At 67.5% G+C, this 16,857-nt stretch carries 16 protein-coding genes; 9 read left to right on the forward strand and 7 right to left on the reverse strand.

The features are described from left to right. Positions 1-2 precede the first annotated feature (2 nt). Positions 3-1,589 carry a class I adenylate-forming enzyme family protein gene (locus ACQI46_RS17875; protein WP_427095367.1) on the reverse strand — a complete coding sequence of 529 codons (1,587 nt, stop codon included), beginning with the start codon at positions 1,587-1,589 and terminating at the stop codon, positions 3-5. A 99-nt stretch (positions 1,590-1,688) separates the two neighbouring features. Further along, the gene (locus ACQI46_RS17880) at positions 1,689-2,582 is read right to left on the reverse strand and encodes a lysophospholipid acyltransferase family protein (RefSeq protein WP_427095368.1); all 894 of its coding nucleotides are present in this window, start codon (positions 2,580-2,582) and stop codon (positions 1,689-1,691) included. An 82-nt stretch (positions 2,583-2,664) separates the two neighbouring features. Between ACQI46_RS17880 and ACQI46_RS17885 the strand changes: the two genes are divergently transcribed. The 5 genes from ACQI46_RS17885 (at position 2,665) to ACQI46_RS17905 (ending at position 6,812) form a co-directional block, all read left to right on the forward strand. Beyond that, positions 2,665-3,279, forward strand: coding sequence for a biotin transporter BioY (locus tag ACQI46_RS17885; RefSeq protein ID WP_427095369.1), 615 nt, complete (start codon positions 2,665-2,667; stop codon positions 3,277-3,279). Beyond that, a complete protein-coding gene (locus ACQI46_RS17890; RefSeq protein WP_427095370.1) occupies positions 3,272-3,967 on the forward strand; it encodes an energy-coupling factor ABC transporter ATP-binding protein in 696 nt (231 codons plus the stop codon). Before ACQI46_RS17885 ends, ACQI46_RS17890 begins: the two co-directional genes overlap by 8 nt. Continuing rightward, on the forward strand, positions 3,964-4,566 hold the full coding sequence (locus ACQI46_RS17895) for an energy-coupling factor transporter transmembrane component T family protein (RefSeq protein WP_427095371.1): 603 nt from the start codon (positions 3,964-3,966) through the stop codon (positions 4,564-4,566). The genes ACQI46_RS17890 and ACQI46_RS17895 overlap by 4 nt, the downstream gene beginning before the upstream one ends. Positions 4,567-4,738: 172 nt before the next feature. After that, the gene (locus tag ACQI46_RS17900; protein WP_427095372.1) at positions 4,739-6,235 is read left to right on the forward strand and encodes an amidohydrolase family protein; all 1,497 of its coding nucleotides are present in this window, start codon (positions 4,739-4,741) and stop codon (positions 6,233-6,235) included. A gap of 118 nt (positions 6,236-6,353) precedes the next feature. Then, a complete protein-coding gene (locus tag ACQI46_RS17905; protein ID WP_427095373.1) occupies positions 6,354-6,812 on the forward strand; it encodes a transglycosylase family protein in 459 nt (152 codons plus the stop codon). A 21-nt stretch (positions 6,813-6,833) separates the two neighbouring features. Here the strand turns inward: ACQI46_RS17905 and ACQI46_RS17910 are convergent, their stop codons facing one another. Then, complete coding sequence (locus tag ACQI46_RS17910; RefSeq protein ID WP_427095374.1) at positions 6,834-7,469, reverse strand: GIY-YIG nuclease family protein; 636 nt, start codon at positions 7,467-7,469, stop codon at positions 6,834-6,836. 30 nt (positions 7,470-7,499) lie between these two features. Beyond that, on the reverse strand, positions 7,500-8,441 hold the full coding sequence (locus tag ACQI46_RS17915) for a LysR family transcriptional regulator (protein WP_427095375.1): 942 nt from the start codon (positions 8,439-8,441) through the stop codon (positions 7,500-7,502). Positions 8,442-8,560: 119 nt separating this feature from the next. Here ACQI46_RS17915 and ACQI46_RS17920 point away from each other — a divergent pair, with 119 nt between their 5' ends. After that, positions 8,561-10,882: an FdhF/YdeP family oxidoreductase gene (locus tag ACQI46_RS17920; protein WP_427095376.1), complete on the forward strand. Its 2,322-nt coding sequence runs from the start codon at positions 8,561-8,563 to the stop codon at positions 10,880-10,882. Positions 10,883-10,957: 75 nt separating this feature from the next. Here ACQI46_RS17920 and ACQI46_RS17925 read toward each other — a convergent pair whose 3' ends face one another. Continuing rightward, complete coding sequence (locus ACQI46_RS17925) at positions 10,958-11,644, reverse strand: sensor domain-containing protein (protein WP_427095377.1); 687 nt, start codon at positions 11,642-11,644, stop codon at positions 10,958-10,960. A gap of 213 nt (positions 11,645-11,857) precedes the next feature. Here ACQI46_RS17925 and ACQI46_RS17930 point away from each other — a divergent pair, with 213 nt between their 5' ends. Next, positions 11,858-13,867, forward strand: coding sequence for an alkaline phosphatase family protein (locus ACQI46_RS17930; protein WP_427095378.1), 2,010 nt, complete (start codon positions 11,858-11,860; stop codon positions 13,865-13,867). Between the two features lie 4 nt (positions 13,868-13,871). Here ACQI46_RS17930 and ACQI46_RS17935 read toward each other — a convergent pair whose 3' ends face one another. After that, positions 13,872-14,528 carry a glycoside hydrolase gene (locus tag ACQI46_RS17935; protein WP_427095379.1) on the reverse strand — a complete coding sequence of 219 codons (657 nt, stop codon included), beginning with the start codon at positions 14,526-14,528 and terminating at the stop codon, positions 13,872-13,874. 89 nt (positions 14,529-14,617) lie between these two features. Here ACQI46_RS17935 and ACQI46_RS17940 point away from each other — a divergent pair, with 89 nt between their 5' ends. Next, entirely contained in the window at positions 14,618-15,469 is an 852-nt protein-coding gene (locus ACQI46_RS17940) for a TIGR03619 family F420-dependent LLM class oxidoreductase (RefSeq protein WP_427095380.1), read from the forward strand. A gap of 13 nt (positions 15,470-15,482) precedes the next feature. After that, positions 15,483-15,989 carry a nuclear transport factor 2 family protein gene (locus ACQI46_RS17945; protein ID WP_427095381.1) on the forward strand — a complete coding sequence of 169 codons (507 nt, stop codon included), beginning with the start codon at positions 15,483-15,485 and terminating at the stop codon, positions 15,987-15,989. A 10-nt stretch (positions 15,990-15,999) separates the two neighbouring features. On the opposite strand, the gene ACQI46_RS17950 is transcribed toward ACQI46_RS17945, so the two are convergent. Then, positions 16,000-16,821, reverse strand: a complete 822-nt coding sequence (locus tag ACQI46_RS17950) for a hypothetical protein (RefSeq protein ID WP_427095382.1) — start codon at positions 16,819-16,821, stop codon at positions 16,000-16,002. Positions 16,822-16,857: the final 36 nt, after the last annotated feature.

The following is a 16,857-nucleotide window of genomic DNA, read 5'->3' on the forward strand; positions in this document are numbered from 1 at the left end:
CATCACCGGAGTTCGGCTCTCTTGATCTTTCCGGTGGGGGTCTTGGGAAGTTCGGCGACGAGGTGCACGGTCCGCGGCCGCTTGTAGGCGGCGAGCCGGTCACGGGCGAACTCGATTAGCTCGGCTTCGGTTGCGGTCGCACCGGGTTGCAGCGCGACGTAGGCGACGACGGCCTCCCCCTGGTAATCGTCGGGGTGACTGACCACCGCGACTTCGAACACTGCCGGATGCTCGTAGAGGGTGTCCTCGACCTCGCGTGGCCACACCTTGTAGCCGGACACGTTGATCTGGTCTTTGAGCCGATCCACGATGTACACCCAGCCCTGCTCGTCGATGATCGCGACGTCGCCGGTGCGCAGCCGGCCCTCGGGCATCGTCGAGGCGGATGCGTCGGGGTTGCGCCAATATCCGGAAACCACCTGCGGCCCAGTGACTTCGAGCTCACCGGCGACCCCGGCGGGTGTCGGATTCCCAGCGGCATCGACGGTGCGCAGGCGCACCCGGGGGAGGGGCAGTCCGACCGACAGCGACCCACTGGCCGCGTCGACCGGAGCCTCGGTGCCCGGGGGCACGGCAACGATGCCGGCGGTGGTCTCGGTCATGCCGTAGGCGTTGTGGATGTAATGCCCGAAGCGCGAGGCGAAGGCCTTGACCGTGGCCGGGGGGATGGGCGCACCACCGGAGTACAACGACTTGACCGATGCGAAGTGCTCGGCGCCGGCCTGCGGCAGCGCCGAGATCGCGTTGAACACCGTGATGGAACCGATGGTGTACGTCACGCGATGCTCGGTGAACACATCCAGAGTCACTGCCGGGTCAAACCTGTTCGCGAACACCAGAAGGCAATCGCGCACCAGAGCCACCGCGGCATTGAGCACGGCGCCGGTGATGTGGAACAGCGGAGCGACCGCGAACACCACGTCGCCGTCGGCGAGCCCAGCATGATCGCCGAAGTCGACCGCCGTGGCCAGAACGTTCGCGTGGGAGTTCATCGCGCCCTTCGGCGGTCCGGTGGTCCCCGAGGTGTAGGTGAGTAGCGCCAAGTCCTCCCCGACGGGCGGGTCTACGACAGGCTTGCGTCCACGGTTGCGTCGGATGAGATCGACCAGATCGTCGGCGGGTGTCGTCGGCCGCGACGTGGACCGGAACACCCGTGGGTCGTTTCGGGATTGGAAATCGAGGCCGCTGGTGCCGACCGTGAACCGGACGGTGCTGCTGCGCAGTGTCTCGGTGACGGCTTCGACGTCGTGCTCATCGCAGACGACGCCCACCGGCTGCGCGTCGTCGACGATGGCGCGCAGCTCACGCCCGCGGTACATCGGGTTGAGGAGCAACGCGGCCGCACCGATCTTCCAGAGCGCCAGGAAACTCAGCGCGTACTGGGGGATGTTCTGCAGATAGATCCCGACCCGGTCACCGCGGGAAACGCCGAGATCGGAAAACGCAGCCGCGAGGGCATCGGACGCATCGTCGACCTCGCGGGCGGTGAGCACCGTGTCGAAGTACGCGATGGCGGGATGGTCGGGAAAGCGGTCGACGCGGGCTCGCCAAGCATCCACGACGGTCTGGTCGGATTTCAGCGACGGCATCTGGACACCGTTCGCCGCGCACGACTCGGTCCGATGTCAGCACCGACATGTGACCAGGAACCCGCCACCACTTGCCGCGCATACCCTCGGTTCCCGTTGTCAAACCGGAGCGGCGGATGCGTGCGACGGCATGATCGCTGATCGCCAGGCGAGCGGATTGAGCTCCCGGTAGGGGTCGGCGCTCCGAATCCGTTGCAGGTCAGCCAGTTCGGCCTCCAACTGCGCCTGCACCTCGGTCTTGATCTTCGCGACCCACTCCTCCCGCTCGGTGTCCGCGGGTTGGGTGGTGCTGATCGGCGGGCCGAACCGCAGGTACATGCGTTGCGGGCGGGGGATGAGGGTGGGGCCCACACCGCGCAACAGCGGCATCGCCATATCCGGGGGTGCACCGGTGCGCCGACCGAGCCAGTTGCTGAACCGCCCGAACACGCCGTCGCGGGTCACCAGGCTGGTGTAGACGTCGTCGGCGCCGACCAGCGCGGCGGTCACGATCGGATAGTCGTGGTCGGTGGCCAGACGGGCGAAACCGGAGCGGTTGTCCCACCGCAACCGGTACTCCTCGCCCTTGAACTTGGCGATCTCGCGGCCACCACCGGGAAAAACCAGGATGGTCTGATCCTGACGCATGAGCGCACCTGCCGTCTCAGGGGAGCCGACCACAGCGCCGTAGGCGGCGATCAGATCGGCCTGCAACCCCCTGGCCTTCCCGAACTGCCGGTCGGCCAGCGGCCTGACCTGCTTGCCGATGGTGTGGCGCACGTAGTACGGGATCATGACGATCTCGGCCAACGACATCTGGGTGTGATTGCCGACGATCAGGAAGCGGCCGTCGGCCGGCAGATTGTCCAGGCCGTCGACGTAGGGGCGGTACACGTTCATCAGTGGTTCGAGGTTGTCCGCGGCGACGGTGAGCAGACTGCGCCACATTCGCTCGGCCGGAGGGACGACGATGACGTCGCTGCCCGGAGGTGGTGGCTTCGTGTCGGCGCTCATTTCACCATCCTCCTCCGCGCGAGGCGGCCGCCGAGGCGGCGCCGATTTCCCGGCACGTCTGGCCGTCGCCGATAATTCCCGGGTGAATCGTGAGACGTCCGAGCAGTCCGCCACCATCCGTGGCCGCTTCGAGTGGCGCGACCTGACGCAGGCGGCCGTGTTCGCCGGGCTGCTGGCCGCCCTCGGCCTGCCCGGAACCCTGACGCTCGGGCCCACCGGCGTCCCGATCACCTTGCAGACCCTGGGCGTGATGCTGGCCGGCTCCATCCTCGGGCCCCGCAAGGGCGCACTCGCGATTGCGCTGTTCGCGATCCTGGCCATCGCCGGCCTGCCGATCCTGGCGGGCGGCCGGACCGGCCTGGTGTCGCTGTCCTCACCGACGGCCGGCTTCTTCGTCGGCTGGTTACCGGCCGTCGCCGTGATCGGTGCGCTGACCGCGATCATGATGCCGCGCTACCGCGTGCTCTGGGGCATCCTCATCAACATCGTCGGCGGCATGGCGGTGATCTACCTCTTCGGCACGATCGGTTTGATGCTGCGCACCGACTTGACGTGGTGGGCGGCCTTGTCCACCAACGGAATCTACGTCCCCGGCGACATCGTCAAAGCCGTCATATGCGCCTACGTCGCCGCCCAAGTCCACCGAGCCCGGCCCGGTCTCATCACGCCGTGGCGCAGCGCCCGCAACCATGAGTGACGATCCCCCCGAAGCGATCGTCGTCGACCACGTCTCGCACGCATTCGGTGACCGCCGCGTCCTGCACGACGTCTCGCTGACGCTCACACAGCGCCGGATCGCGATCGTCGGCGCCAACGGCAGCGGCAAGTCGACCCTGGCGCGCATGTTCAACGGCCTGGTCATCCCTGACGGTGGCGCGGTACGCGTACACGGACTGGACACGAAGCGGGCGGCCAAACAGGTCCGGCGCCTGGTCGGGTTCGTGTTCACCGACCCGGACCGGCAGATCCTGATGCCGACCGTCGCCGAGGACGTCGAACTGTCGCTGTCCCGCCTGAAGCTGGACCGGCAGGCCCGCGCCGAGCGGGTCGCTGCGGTGCTCGAACGGTTCGGCCTGGCCGGGCACGCGGATCAGCCGGCTCATCTGCTCTCCGGCGGCCAGAAGCAGCTGCTCGCCCTGGCGACCGTGCTGGTCACCGAACCGTCGATCGTCGTGGCCGACGAACCGACCACGCTGCTGGATCTCCGCAATGCGCGAATGCTGCGCGCCGCGTTCGCGTCACTGGACACCCAACTCGTGCTCGTCACGCACGACCTGGACCTGGCCAGTGACGCGGACCGGGTGATCGTGCTCGACGAGGGTCAGCTGGTCGCCGACGACGTGCCGGCGGTCGCGCTGCCCGCCTACCGGCGGCTGATGTCATGACGGTTTTGGGGGAGTACCGGCCGGGACGGTCGTGGCTGCACCGGATGCCGGCCGGGGCGAAGCTGATCGCACTGGGCGCGTTGATCATCTTGATGACGGTGCTGGTGGACTCCCCGACGCGACTCGGCGTCGCGGCCGCCGCGGTGTCGGCCGCGGTTGCTTCGGCGCGGCTGTCCCCGCGAGTGCTGATCGGGCAGCTGCGCCCGGTGTTGTGGGTGGTCGGGGTGATCTTCGTGCTGCAGGTGCTGCTCACCGACTGGAGCCGGGCGCTGGTGGTGTGCGGGGTGCTGCTGCTCGCGGTCTGTCTGGCCGCGCTCGTCACGCTGACCACCAGAACAGCCGACATGCTCGACGCCGCGAACAGGGCGATGGCGCCGCTCGCGCGGTTCGGCTTCCCGGTCCGGCAGGTGGCCATCGCGCTGGCTCTGACCATCAGATCCATCCCGCTGCTGGTGGAGATCATCCGGCAGGTCGACGAAGCCCGCCGGGCACGCGGACTGCGGATATCCCCGCGGGTGGTCTTTGTGCCCGTCATCGTGGGAGCGCTGCGTGCTGCCGACAACTTCAGCGAGGCGTTGATCGCCCGGGGCATCGACTGAGGCGCCCTCGATACACCCGTCCGGTTTCGGATTCGTTACGTGGGTGTTCCATCAACTGAAATTCGGACGCCTCAAAACCCTTGTCGCACCGTTGAATTCGTTACCCCGCGCGGATCGCTGCGGCGATGCCGGTCTAGCATCGGTACCGCCCCCGATCCCACGGAAGTTGGTCATGCCTACAATTCTCATTCCGCGTGCGGTGATCACCGCTGATCCCGCGACCCGGGACGTGTCCTGTATCTCCGAGCAGGCGGTGGTGGTCGACGGCGGAATCATCGCTGAAGTGGGGCCGGCCCGTGCGGTATGCGAAAAATACCCCGAGGTGACGCCGCTGCGGTTCCAGAACTCCCTCCTGACACCGGGTTTCGTCAACGGGCACCACCATCTCGGCGTGACGCCGGTGCAACTCGGGTCGCCGGATTCCCCGCTGGAAACGTGGATCGCGGCGCGTTCGGCCAACCCGCAGATCGACCTCGGCGTCGACACCGCATACTCAGCGATCCAGATGATCCGTAGCGGAGTCACCACCGTCGCGCACCTGCAAGGCTGGTACGACACCGACGCCACCGATCCGCTGGCGTCGGCGCGGGCGGTGCTCGACACCTATCTGCAGATCGGTATGCGGACCTCCTACGCCAAACTCGTCCGCGACCAGAACTTCTTCATCCACGACGACGACCTCGAGCTTCTTCCCGCGCTACCCGAGAGCGCCCGGCAATGGTTCACCGATCTCGTCGAGTTCTTCCGCACACCGCTGGAGGACAAGATCGCCGACTTCCACGCCTTGTCCGAGAAGTACGCCGACGAAGCGTTGACCGCAATCCAGCTCGGTCCCTGCAACTTTCATTGGCTCAGCGATGACGGCCTGGGACGCATCGGGGAGGTGTCGGCCCAGACCGGCGCACCGGTCCACCTGCATTTCCTGGAAACCATCTACCAGTCCCGATATCTCGACGTCAGGGCAGGTGCACGGCGCCTGGAATTCCTCTCCGACTCCGGCCTGCTCAGCGACCGGCTCACCCTCGGACACGGGACGTGGCTGCAGGACGACGACATCGGGGTGCTCGCCGATTCCGGGGCCAGCGTCTGCAACAACTGCAGCTCGAACTTCCGACTGTCCAGTGGCCGTCTGCCACTGCTCGACGTGCTCGACGCCGGCATCAACGTCGGCATCGGCATCGACGAAGCCGGAATCAACGACGACCGCGACATGATCCAGGAAATGCGACTGATCTACACCGTCAACCGGGAACCAGGTATGTCCCGACGCAGGGTTTCCGCCGAGCAGGTCTTCGCGATGGCCACCGTCGGTGGCGCACGCACCACCGGATTCGGCAACGGACACGGCACCATCACCGCCGGCGCGCCGGCCGATCTGGTCCTGTTCGACGAGACCCGGCTGCGTCATCCCTTCCAGCTCGAGGGCGTCTCCGAGGTCGAGCTGCTGATCGCACGGTCACGCCCCGACACCATCACCGACGTGATGATCGGCGGTCGGTGGGTCATGAGGGAAAGTGTCCTGACCAGCATCGACGAGGCCGCCGTCCTCGACGAGGTGGTCCAGAAGTGCGCCGCCGTCGACCGTGCTCAGCATCGAGTGCAGCGGGAGTTCGCCACGATGCTGGAGAGCGCAGTCCGTGAGTGGTTCATCCAGCGATACGGAGTCTGACCGACCACCCGCCCGCCCAAACTTATGAACAACCATCACAGTTTCCTCAGGGTTCACTGCGATATCAGCAGTAACAATGGCGGTCACCATCTGGTGACTGAAGGGGATCTCGGTGCACATGGTCAAGCGATGGCGTGTGGTCGTGGCGGCCGCCGCCCTGTCGGTGACGCCAATGGCGGTCGGCACTCCGCAGGCTCACGCCAGCTCGGTGAATTGGGATGCGATCGCCCACTGCGAGTCCAGCGGCAACTGGGCGATCAACACCGGCAACGGGTTCTACGGCGGCCTCCAGTTCCTGCCGGCGACGTGGCGTGAGCACGGTGGCGTCGGCTCACCTGAGAAGACGTCGCGCGAATATCAGATCGCGATCGCCGAGCGTGTCCTGCGCACACAGGGCATCGGCGCCTGGCCGGTCTGCGGCGCCTATGCGCTCGCACCGAGATCGGCGGCTCCTGCCGGCACCGGCAGCGCATGCCGGTTCGTCTCCGGGACGGTGATGGGTGTCGTGAACCTCAACAGGATGTGCGCCGCGCTGGCCCATCAGGCGCGCACGGTCGCCAGCGCACTGATGCGCTGACGGCCGATTTCCGATCGTCGGCTAGGACGACCACTCCGCGAGCACGCGCATCTTGCCGGCCTTCACCGCGGCATCACGGCGCAGCTTCTTCAACGTCGGGGCGAACGCATTGCGCTCGTTGTCCTGAAAATTCAGCGGCAGATCCAACGCCTTGATCAGCTTGGCTTCCAAATGCCACGGCTCGGGGTGGAGCACCCACGACACCGCGGCGTTCTCGGCCATCCACTGCGTCAAGATCGCTTCACCGCCGGCGAAGCTCTGGCGCTTACCCGAGCCGACGCGGCGCAACGCGAAGCCGAGTCGCTCGCCCAGGAGCACACCGAGCGACTTGCGCAGGGTGGAACCGTCGGCGCTGGCATGCCCGGCGCCGAAGTGGTAGCGGATTCGTTTGCGGAGATCGCCGGGGTTCTGCGGCTTGCCGTCGCCGCGCGGCGGGCTCGGACTGATGCCGACGTAGAGCAGCGTCCACCCGTCGCGCTGCTGACAACCGGAGACGTCGATATCTCCGGGGATCTCTCGGAACCACCACCCGTGAGCACCGGCCTCGGCGGGTACCGGGCACGGATCCGCGAAGATCTCTTCGCGCGTATACCGCTGAGCCGCAAGGAACTTCGCAACAGCATCTGCATTGCGCTTCGCAGACATCGACTCAGCCATGGACCCCAGCGTAGTCGCCGGGATCGGTGGTCAGCACCCAGCCAGCCACCGCTGCAACCCCTGCTCGAGGACTGCCGCCATGTCGGACTCTGCGGCCGCGGCATGTACGGCCGCCGACACCGGGGACTCGGGCTCCCGCGCCAGTGTGATCACCCCGACCGTCGGCCCGTCCCGGTTGTCGGTCATCGGGCGTACCGCCATCCCGGCCGGCACCCCGAAGGCGTGCAGCCACGCGTGCGACGCGATGGTCGCGAACCCGCCGCCGGTCAGGTGGGCGAAGATGGCGCCCACCGTGTCGGCCTCCACCACCGGCGTGAAGTCGACAGCCGCTGCGGCCATGTGCGCGTTGATGATCCGCCGATTCCGCATCTCGGAGGTCAACGCGCACAGCGGCAGTGTGGCGGCCTGCCCCCACGAAACCTCGGAATGCGTCATCACCGGGTTGCTCTCGGGTGCCAGCAGGACATACCGCTCCCGGTACAGCGCGGTCTGACGGCAGCCCGGTGGCGCCTCGTCGTCGAGATAGGTCAGACCGGCGTCGATCTCGAAATCGGCGAGCCGGCGCGCGATCTCACGCGACGACAGCGCCTCCACCCGTACCGAAGCCGACTGGTGGCGCTGCAGAAGCCGGCCGCTGAGCAGGGGACTGGCCGGTATCGAGGTGGGGATCGCCGCGATGCGCGCGGTCAGCGTCAGCCCACCGCGCATGCGCTCCACGTCGGCCAGCAACTCGTCACGCTCGGCGAGCATGCGGTGCGCCCAGCTCAGAACCCGCTTGCCTTCGACGGTGAAATCCTCAAACCGCCGACCACGCAGCACTATCGGCACCCCGAGTTCATGCTCGAGCTTGCGGATGGCGACCGACAGGGTGGGCTGGCTGACATGGCAGGCTGCCGCGGCGCGGCCGAAGTGGCGTTCCCGGGCCAGTGCGACCAGGTATTCCAGCTGCACCAGGTGCACCTCTGTCGACATTGCTCACCGCCTTGATAGTCAGCGGCTATCGAAGCATGTCGAATCGTCATCAGCAAACCGTTGTCGGCCCCGACGCAGGCCACTACCGTCACAGCACACCGATCCGAAAGAAGCCCACAGTGCCGCGCGCCCACGACCAGACCAGATATGAGTTCGACGAGAACGACGTCGTCGTCACCCCGCACAAAGACCATGCCGCCGGGGTCCCAGCCGTCCTGGTGTCGATGCAGCGCAGCGTGGAGCAGATGGGTGCCCTACGGACGGCACGGGCCCTGCTGCGCCTCAACCAGCGTCACGGTTTCGACTGTCCCGGTTGCGCATGGCCGGAGACGCCCGGGCACCGCAAGCACGCCGAATTCTGCGAGAACGGCGCCAAAGCGGTGGCCGAGGAAGCCACCCGACGACGCGTCGACCCCGACTTCTTCGCCCGGCACTCCGTGGCCGACCTGGCCGGCCGCACCGAATACTGGCTGGGCCAGCAGGGTCGCCTCACCCATCCCATGGTCTTGCGTTCCGGTGCAACGCATTACGAGCCCATCGACTGGGAGTCGGCCTTCGAGCTCATCGCGACCGAGTTGCGCGCCCTCGACACCCCGGACGAGGCGGCGTTCTACACCTCCGGCCGTACCTCCAACGAGGCAGCCTTCCTGTATCAGCTGCTGATCCGAAGCTTCGGCACCAACAACATGCCGGACTGCTCCAACATGTGCCACGAATCATCCGGCACCGCCCTGACCGAGAGCATCGGCATCGGTAAGGGCTCGGTGTCGGTGCCCGACCTCGAGCACGCCGACCTCATCCTCATCGCCGGTCAGAACCCGGGCACCAACCACCCACGGATGCTGTCGGTGCTGGAAAAGGCAAAAGGCAACGGCGCGAAGATCATCGCCATCAATCCGTTGCCCGAAGCAGGTCTGCTGCGGTTCAAGGACCCGCAGAAGCTGCACGGGGTGATCGGCGCCGGAGTCGCACTGGCCGACGAGTTTCTCCAGATCCGCATCGGCGGCGACCAGGCACTGTTCCAAGGCTTGGCCAAGCTGCTGCTCGAAGCCGAGGATCGCGAACCCGGCTCGGTGCTCGATCACGAGTTCCTCCAACGGCATTGCGCAGGTTTCGAGGACTACGCCGCCCACATCCGCAACGTGGACCTCGACACCGTCGTTGCCGCCACCGGGCTGTCCGTTCGGCAGATCGAGGACACCGCGCGGGCGTTGATGGCCTCAAAACGGACCATCATGTGCTGGGCCATGGGCTTGACCCAACAGACCCACGGTGTCGCCACCATCCAGGACGCCACCAGCCTGCTGTTGATGCGCGGCATGATGGGCAAGCCCGGCGCCGGGGTGTGCCCCGTACGCGGGCATTCCAACGTCCAGGGCGACCGGACGATGGGCATCTGGGAGAAGCCGCCGGCGTCGTTCCTCGACGCGCTGGACACCGAGTTCGGCATCCGCAGTCCCCGCCACCACGGCTACGACTCCGTGGAAGCCATCCGCGCGATGCGCGACGGGCAGGTCCGGGTGTTCATGGCCATGGGCGGCAACTTCGTCTCCGCCACACCGGACACCGAGGTCACCGAGGCGGCGCTGCGCCGGTGCGCGCTGACGGTGCAGGTGTCGACCAAGCTCAACCGCTCACATGTAGTGACCGGGCGCACCGCCCTGATCCTGCCGTCGCTGGGACGCACCGACAAGGACATGACCGGCGGGCGTAAACAGGTTGTCACCGTAGAGGATTCGATGTCGGTGGTGCACCTGTCCCGCGGCGGCCTGACACCGCCCGGCCCGCAGGTGCGAAGCGAAGTGGCGATCGTGTGCGGTCTGGCGCAGGCCCTGTTCGGCTCAGCACACCCAGTGCCGTGGGATGACTTCGCCACCGACTACGACAGGATCCGCGATGCGATCGCCCGGGTGGTCCCAGGTTTCACCGACTTCAATACCCGGGTTCGTCAGCCCGACGGGTTCGTGCTGCCGCACCCGCCGCGCGACGAACGCCGATTCGCCACCCGAACCGGTAAGGCGAACTTCGTGGTCAACGACCTGCACTGGGAACCGGTGCCCGAGGGCTGCCTGATCCTGCAGACACTGCGCAGCCACGACCAGTACAACACCACGATCTACGGCCTCGACGACCGCTACCGCGGAGTCAAAGGCGGGCGTCGTGTCGTGTTCTGCCATCCCGACGACATCGCCGCCGCGGGATTCGCGGCCGGTGACCGCGTGGATCTGGTGTCGGAATGGACGGGTCCGGACGGCACGACCGAAATGCGCACCGCCGAGAACTTCCGACTGGTGGCCTATCCGACACCGCGCGGCAACGCAGCGGCGTACTACCCGGAGACCAACCCGCTGATTCCGCTCGACCACGTGGCGCGCGGCTCCAACACCCCGGTGTCGAAAGCCGTCACCATCCGTCTGCGCGCGGCGACCGCGCGGGGGTAGCTCGAACGGGCAAAACGCCACGGTCAGCTGCAGCCCCCAGGCGTGCGGCAGGACGGGCCGACCGCGAGGATCAGTTCACCATTGCGCGGACACATTGTCGGCGATTCGCTTCGCGATGCGCACCGCCGAGTCCGCCGGCTTGGCCGCGCAGGCGTTGACGTCGACGATGACGTTGTTGCGCACGGCCAGCGCGCGTCCACAACCCCACCCGCCGGCGCGCGCGTCCTGCTGCATCGCCACGACGCTGAGCATGCCGTCGGCGTTCGCGACCGGCCCGGGCGTCCACTCGGTGCCGCTCTGCAAATGGGTGTACTGCCGGCACGCGGGCCACTGCTGCGCCGAGGCGTCGAAGAACTCCTGAGCCTTCTCCACGAGCGGGAAGAGCACCACTGTCTGCTTCAGATAATGGGTGAAGTCGTCGCCGTTGTTGAAGCTCTCGTCGTGTGATGCGCGGTAACCACTGTCGGCGTACACGAGCGCCTCGCCGGCGGCGTCGACGGCCAGGCACTCGCGCGGCGCCATGGACGCGCTGGTATCCGACAGCGTCGTCGCCGAGCCGGTCAGCGCCATCCCGGCCGTGCCCATCTCCTGGTCGATCTCAGCAGGGGTGAGCAGCAATTCGGGCAGTTCCCGCTCCACCAGCGGACGCGGGATCACCGTGCGCGTCGGCGTCGTCGACTCCGCGTTGCCGATGGAACTGCCACAGCCCGCAACCAGGGCGCAGATCAACGCAAACCCCAGAACGGTTTCCGGCTGGCCCATTGTCGTCCTCCCATAGAGACACCGTGTGCAGCCATGGTGGGGCACCGTCGACGAAGACCGCGGCAACGACGCCGTGTTTCACGATAACGATGAATCGGGCGTTTGGTAACGAAAGATGACGACGCCGGCGAACCGGGTCAAACCCGGCGTGTCGTCCCACCGGGCGGCGTAATTTGCGCCTGAGCAGATACCTGCCATCCGAAGGGGAGTCCCATGGGTCACGCCAAGCACATCGGTCGAGTCGGCGCCCTTGCGGTGATGCTTGGGGTCGGTGTCGCGCTGGGGAGCAGTCCAGCGGTCGCCTTCGCCGAGCCGGGTGCTGCTTCCTCGGACACGTCGCAGCAACGCGACGCGGCGTCGCCCGGCAAACGCACCGTCGGCAGCGACAACGCCGAGCGTCGCGGCGACCGCCGGGACCACCGCGCCGAGGAGCGCGCGAGTTCCCGTCGTGACCAGCAGCGCACGGCGAAGGATGAAGACGAGGCACTCGAGGTCGACACACCGACACGCCCGCAGAGCCGCAGCGCCGCGGCGCCGACCGACGCCTCGGACGAACCCGAACCTCCGGCAACCGAACCGCCCGCCGCGTCGGAACCCTCCGACGAGTCCGAACCGCCGCCATCTCAGGAGAAGCCGGAACCGACCGCCCCCACACCGACGGTCGGCAAGGAGCAAGCCAGGACGACGACGCTCACCCAACGGCGTCCACCGAAATCGGCGCCGACACGCGAACGCACCACCCTGGCCAGATTTGCGTCCGCGCTGTTCGGTCCGACGGCCGCACCGGGCAGGCAAGCGCCGCTCCAGGGCGCGGCGATGCTGGCCGCCCTGGGCGCCGTCCGCGATGAACTGGAACGCAACAGCCAACGGCAGCTGGCCAATGTTGTTGCGCAACAATCCAATGCGCTGGCGATCGATGATTCGCCCAATGTGTTGGTGATCGGCGTCGACGGGGTCAACCTCAGCAGGGTGCTGGCCAACCCGGCCATGACCAACTTCTGGAACCTGATCGACGACAGCACCACCGCCCCGGCGAGCATCGTCGGCCACACCACCCTGTCCAACCCGTCGTGGACGGCGGTGCTGACCGGCGTGTGGGGAGAGCGCACCGGTGTCTTCAACAACGTCTACACGCCGTGGACCTACGACAGGTTCCCGACGGTCTTCGACCTGATCGAGACACAGAACCCGGCGGTGCAGACGACGTCCATCGCCAACTGGAACGTCATCTCGGCGATCGCGGGCGCCGGTGACATCGGGGCCGACGTCATCGTCAACGTCGACCAGGTGCCCGGCGACACCAACTGGCTGGCCACCGACGACGCCGTCGGCCAGGCCACGGTGGCGGCCATCGCCGGCGCCGACCTGGCCGTTCCGAACTTCATGTTCAGTTACTTCGTCGGCGTCGACGAGAACGGGCACCTGTACGGCGGCGCGTCCGACGAATACCGGGAGGCGCTGGAGAACTTCGACGAGAACCTCGGCGCCATCCTGCAGGCCATCGCCGACTCCGGGGAGGAATGGACCATCCTGATGGTCACCGACCACGGCCACCAACCGCAGCAAGGGCTCGGGCACGGATTCCAATCACCGGACGAGACTTCGACTTTCGTGCTCGCGAACAATCCGCTGCTGTTCACCCGCGGCGCGATGAACCTGCAGTACGACATCGTTGACGTGACCCCGACCGTCCTGGCGCTGTTCGGTCTCGACACCGACGGCGACTTCGACGGCGAGTCGCTGCTGGATCAGGGCGGCACCGTCGTCCCCGAAGGTGACGACCCCGCCGAGGCGCTGCGCGACGCCCTGCAGGACGCCATCGACGAAAACGACTATCCGGACATCGGGACACAGATCGCGTTGGGGGCGCGCACCATCTTCGGTGCGATTCCGTACTACGTGGACGGGCTGACCGAGTCGCTCACCTCGGGCCTGCAGGCGATCGCCGACATGGAGATCTTCCTGGTCAGCTTGATCGCCAAGGTGGCGATCGCACCGGTGCAGCTGCTCGGCGACGTCCTGTACGTCGCCACCAACATCGTCGCGCAGATCGTCGCGCGGCTGACCGGGGTGACCGGCGCGAGCATCTTCCCGCTGTTGCCGCCGCCTCCGCCGGAGACAGAGTTCACCCCGGACGCGCCGTCGGATGCCCGCATCGGTGCGCTGTGCGGTGACCGATCGACGACACTGCTGGTGTGCGGTCCCGCTGGCGTCGCGGTGTGAGCAGCTACTTCTGCATCGAACCGATGTAGTAGGTCTCCTTGCCGGAGGGGTAGCCGCCACCGTCGGTGGCGATGTGCACGTGGTCGAAGTGGTTCAGCGTCTCGGAGCCGTAGTCGGCGGTCCAACTCGGAGCGCCGATTCCGGGGTAGAACCCCTGGCGCCAGATCACGTGCAGGACGCCCCAACGCTTCGCGTTGGCCAGCGCGAAACCGGCGATCTGGTTGCCGAGCTCGATGCCTTCGTCGCTGTTGTGGTTCGGGATCATCACGTCGATGGCCAGGCCGTTGGGATGCCACTTGAGCGGATCCTGCCGATAGCCGCCGATCGTCTTGATCTCCGGGAACATCATGCTGATCGCGCGTGCGGCCCAGATGGTCTTCACCTGGAGTCCGCCCTCCGGCGTCACGCCGGTCGGCAAGGCGAAGTCGAACACCCGGGCGTCGACCGGGGCGCTGGCAGCGAGCAACTCGGCCTCGGTTGCCGTGGGCGGGGCAGCCACACTCGGGGCCGCCGCCGGCGGTGCAGCGCTCGACGCGGTGGACTGTTCGGGAGTGGGCGGCGGCACCGCGGTCTGCGCGTACACCATGCCCGCAGACGCCACCAACGACACCGCAACAGCCAACCATCGGCCTCGGCCGTTGGCTAACAATTTGGTGCCCACCAGAGCACCATAAACGGCGACCTCGAGACCATGGCGGCTTTCGCCACACCCGTCACTTCGGCGCGTCTCGAACCGCCTAAGCTGTGTCGGTGCGCCTAGGGCTGTCGACACCCGTGGTGGTGCAGGTTCCCGGTGTCGCCTCGCCATGGGAAGCCGACGCCGGTCCCGACGAACTCCGCACCGTCGCCGCAGCCGCCGACGCGCTGGGCTATGAGTTCCTGACCTGCTCCGAGCACGTCGCCATCCCCGCCGAGGACGCGGCTATTCGCGGTGACGTGTACTGGGATCCGTTGTCCACACTCGGATTTCTGGCAGCACACACCCACCGGATCAAACTCGCCACGGCGGTACTGGTACTCGGGTACCACCACCCGTTGGAGATCGCGAAACGCTACGGGACGTTGGACCGGCTCAGCGGCGGTCGCCTGATCCTCGGTGTCGGCATCGGCTCGCTGACCGAGGAATTCGATGCGATCGGCGCAGACTGGAAGCAGCGCGCGGCGCGCGCCGACGATGCCCTTCGTGCCCTGCGGGCCTCTCTGTCGGTGCCCACTCCCGAATATCGCGGCCCGTTCTACTCCTACGGCGGAATGTCCGTGCAGCCGCACGCAACCTCGGACCCCGTACCGATCTGGGTGGGCGGCCGAAGCATGCAATCCCTGCGCCGCGCGGTGACATTCGGCGACGGATGGCTGCCCTTCGCGCTGCGGGCCGCCGAGGTCGCCGAAATGCTGGCAGCCGTCGAGATCCCCGACGGCTTCGACGTCGTCCTGTCCACCGGACCCCTGGACCCCGCAACCGAGGCCGCCGCAGTCCGACGACGGCTGAGATCACTGCGCGACGCCGGCGCCACCGCGGTCTCCTGCACGGTCACCGCCCGCTCTGCCGAGCACTACACCGAGCAACTGCACCTGCTCCGCGAGCTTGCCGACGCCACCTGACCGAAAGGGCCACATGACCGCGACCGACGACAGGCTGGCCGCTCTCGAGCAACGGCTGTCTCGACTGGAAGCCGAACGGGACATCCAGCGTCTGATCGCCAGCTACGGTCCCTGCGTGGACGCCGCCGACGCGGCGAACGCTGCCGGGTTGTGGGCCGAAGACGGCACCTACGACGTCGAAGGGTGGCGAATGTCGAGCCGTGACGACGTCCGCGCGATGGTCGCCTCGGAGAGTCACCGCGGACTGGTCGCCGCCGGGTGCAGCCATTTCCTCGGGCCCGCCGTGGTGACGGTCGACGGCGACGAGGCGGTGGCCTTGTGCGAGTCACTGGTGGTGCGACGCGCGGGCACCGACGGTGCGCCGTCGGAGTTCGTGGTGTGGCGTGCCGCGGCCAACCACTTCCGGCTGCGTCGCATCGACGGGACCTGGCAGATCGCGGCACGCACCAGCCGTCTGCTCGACGGCACCGCCGCAGCCCACGACCTGTTGCGGGCCGGCATCGCGGGCCGCCCGGTCTGACCGCACGCAATCAGAACGGGGTGACCCGATCGGTGCCAACGACAGCGCCGTGCCCGGTCCGGTCGTTGACGAACCGCAGACCCGTAGGTGTCGTCGTGACCGTCCAACCCAACGTCCGATAAGCCTGGGCCGTCAGCGTCGTTGCCTCCGCAGCGCCCAGGTTGCCGTCGACGTAGGAACCCGTGCCGTCGGCGTTGACGCGCACCCCGTGGTACGGCCCGCTGCCGTCGGCGTGCTGCGGCCATCCGGTGCCGTCGCTCTGGCATCCGACGAACGCGGGCTCGACGATGCACTGGATGTCACCGGACACGGTCTGGACCACGGCATAACCAAACTCGTTGGGCGGCAGATCGACGACCTGCCCCGGCGGCACCGTGGCCGGTGCGTCGTCGACCTGGCGCGGCAGCGCAGCCGATCGGTAGGACGCCACCTGGAAACCGAACTGCTGCAGCGGCGTGAGATCGGCCTCCTCACCCGACGGAGTCCAGATGGCCATCGGGCGCCCGTCGACGATCGTCTTCGCGACGTACGGCGACGGCGTCCACGACAACACCGAGTCCATCGACGACGCCGACTCGAAGTGATCGAAGTGCACGATCCCGTCGCCGTCGACGGGCACACAGGAGTTGCCCTGCACCGTGTGCCGGGTACCGGAGTGCGCATCGGAGCCGTCGCGGCACACGGCGGCCTGCCAATCGGTCGGCGAGCCCGTCACCGTCACCTCGGCGGCCCGAGCCGGTGCCTCGGGGCCCGGCGGCGAGGCGCAACCCGCGACCGACAGCCCCAGCGCCGCGGACACAGCGCAGTACGTCAACGATCTCCAGGGGTGCATGTCGGTGTCCTTTACGCCGGGGGCCGAGCGCTCGAC

The sequence above is a fragment of the Mycobacterium sp. SMC-4 genome, from assembly GCF_050205565.1.
In the GTDB taxonomy this organism is placed as follows: Bacteria; Actinomycetota; Actinomycetes; order Mycobacteriales; family Mycobacteriaceae; genus Mycobacterium.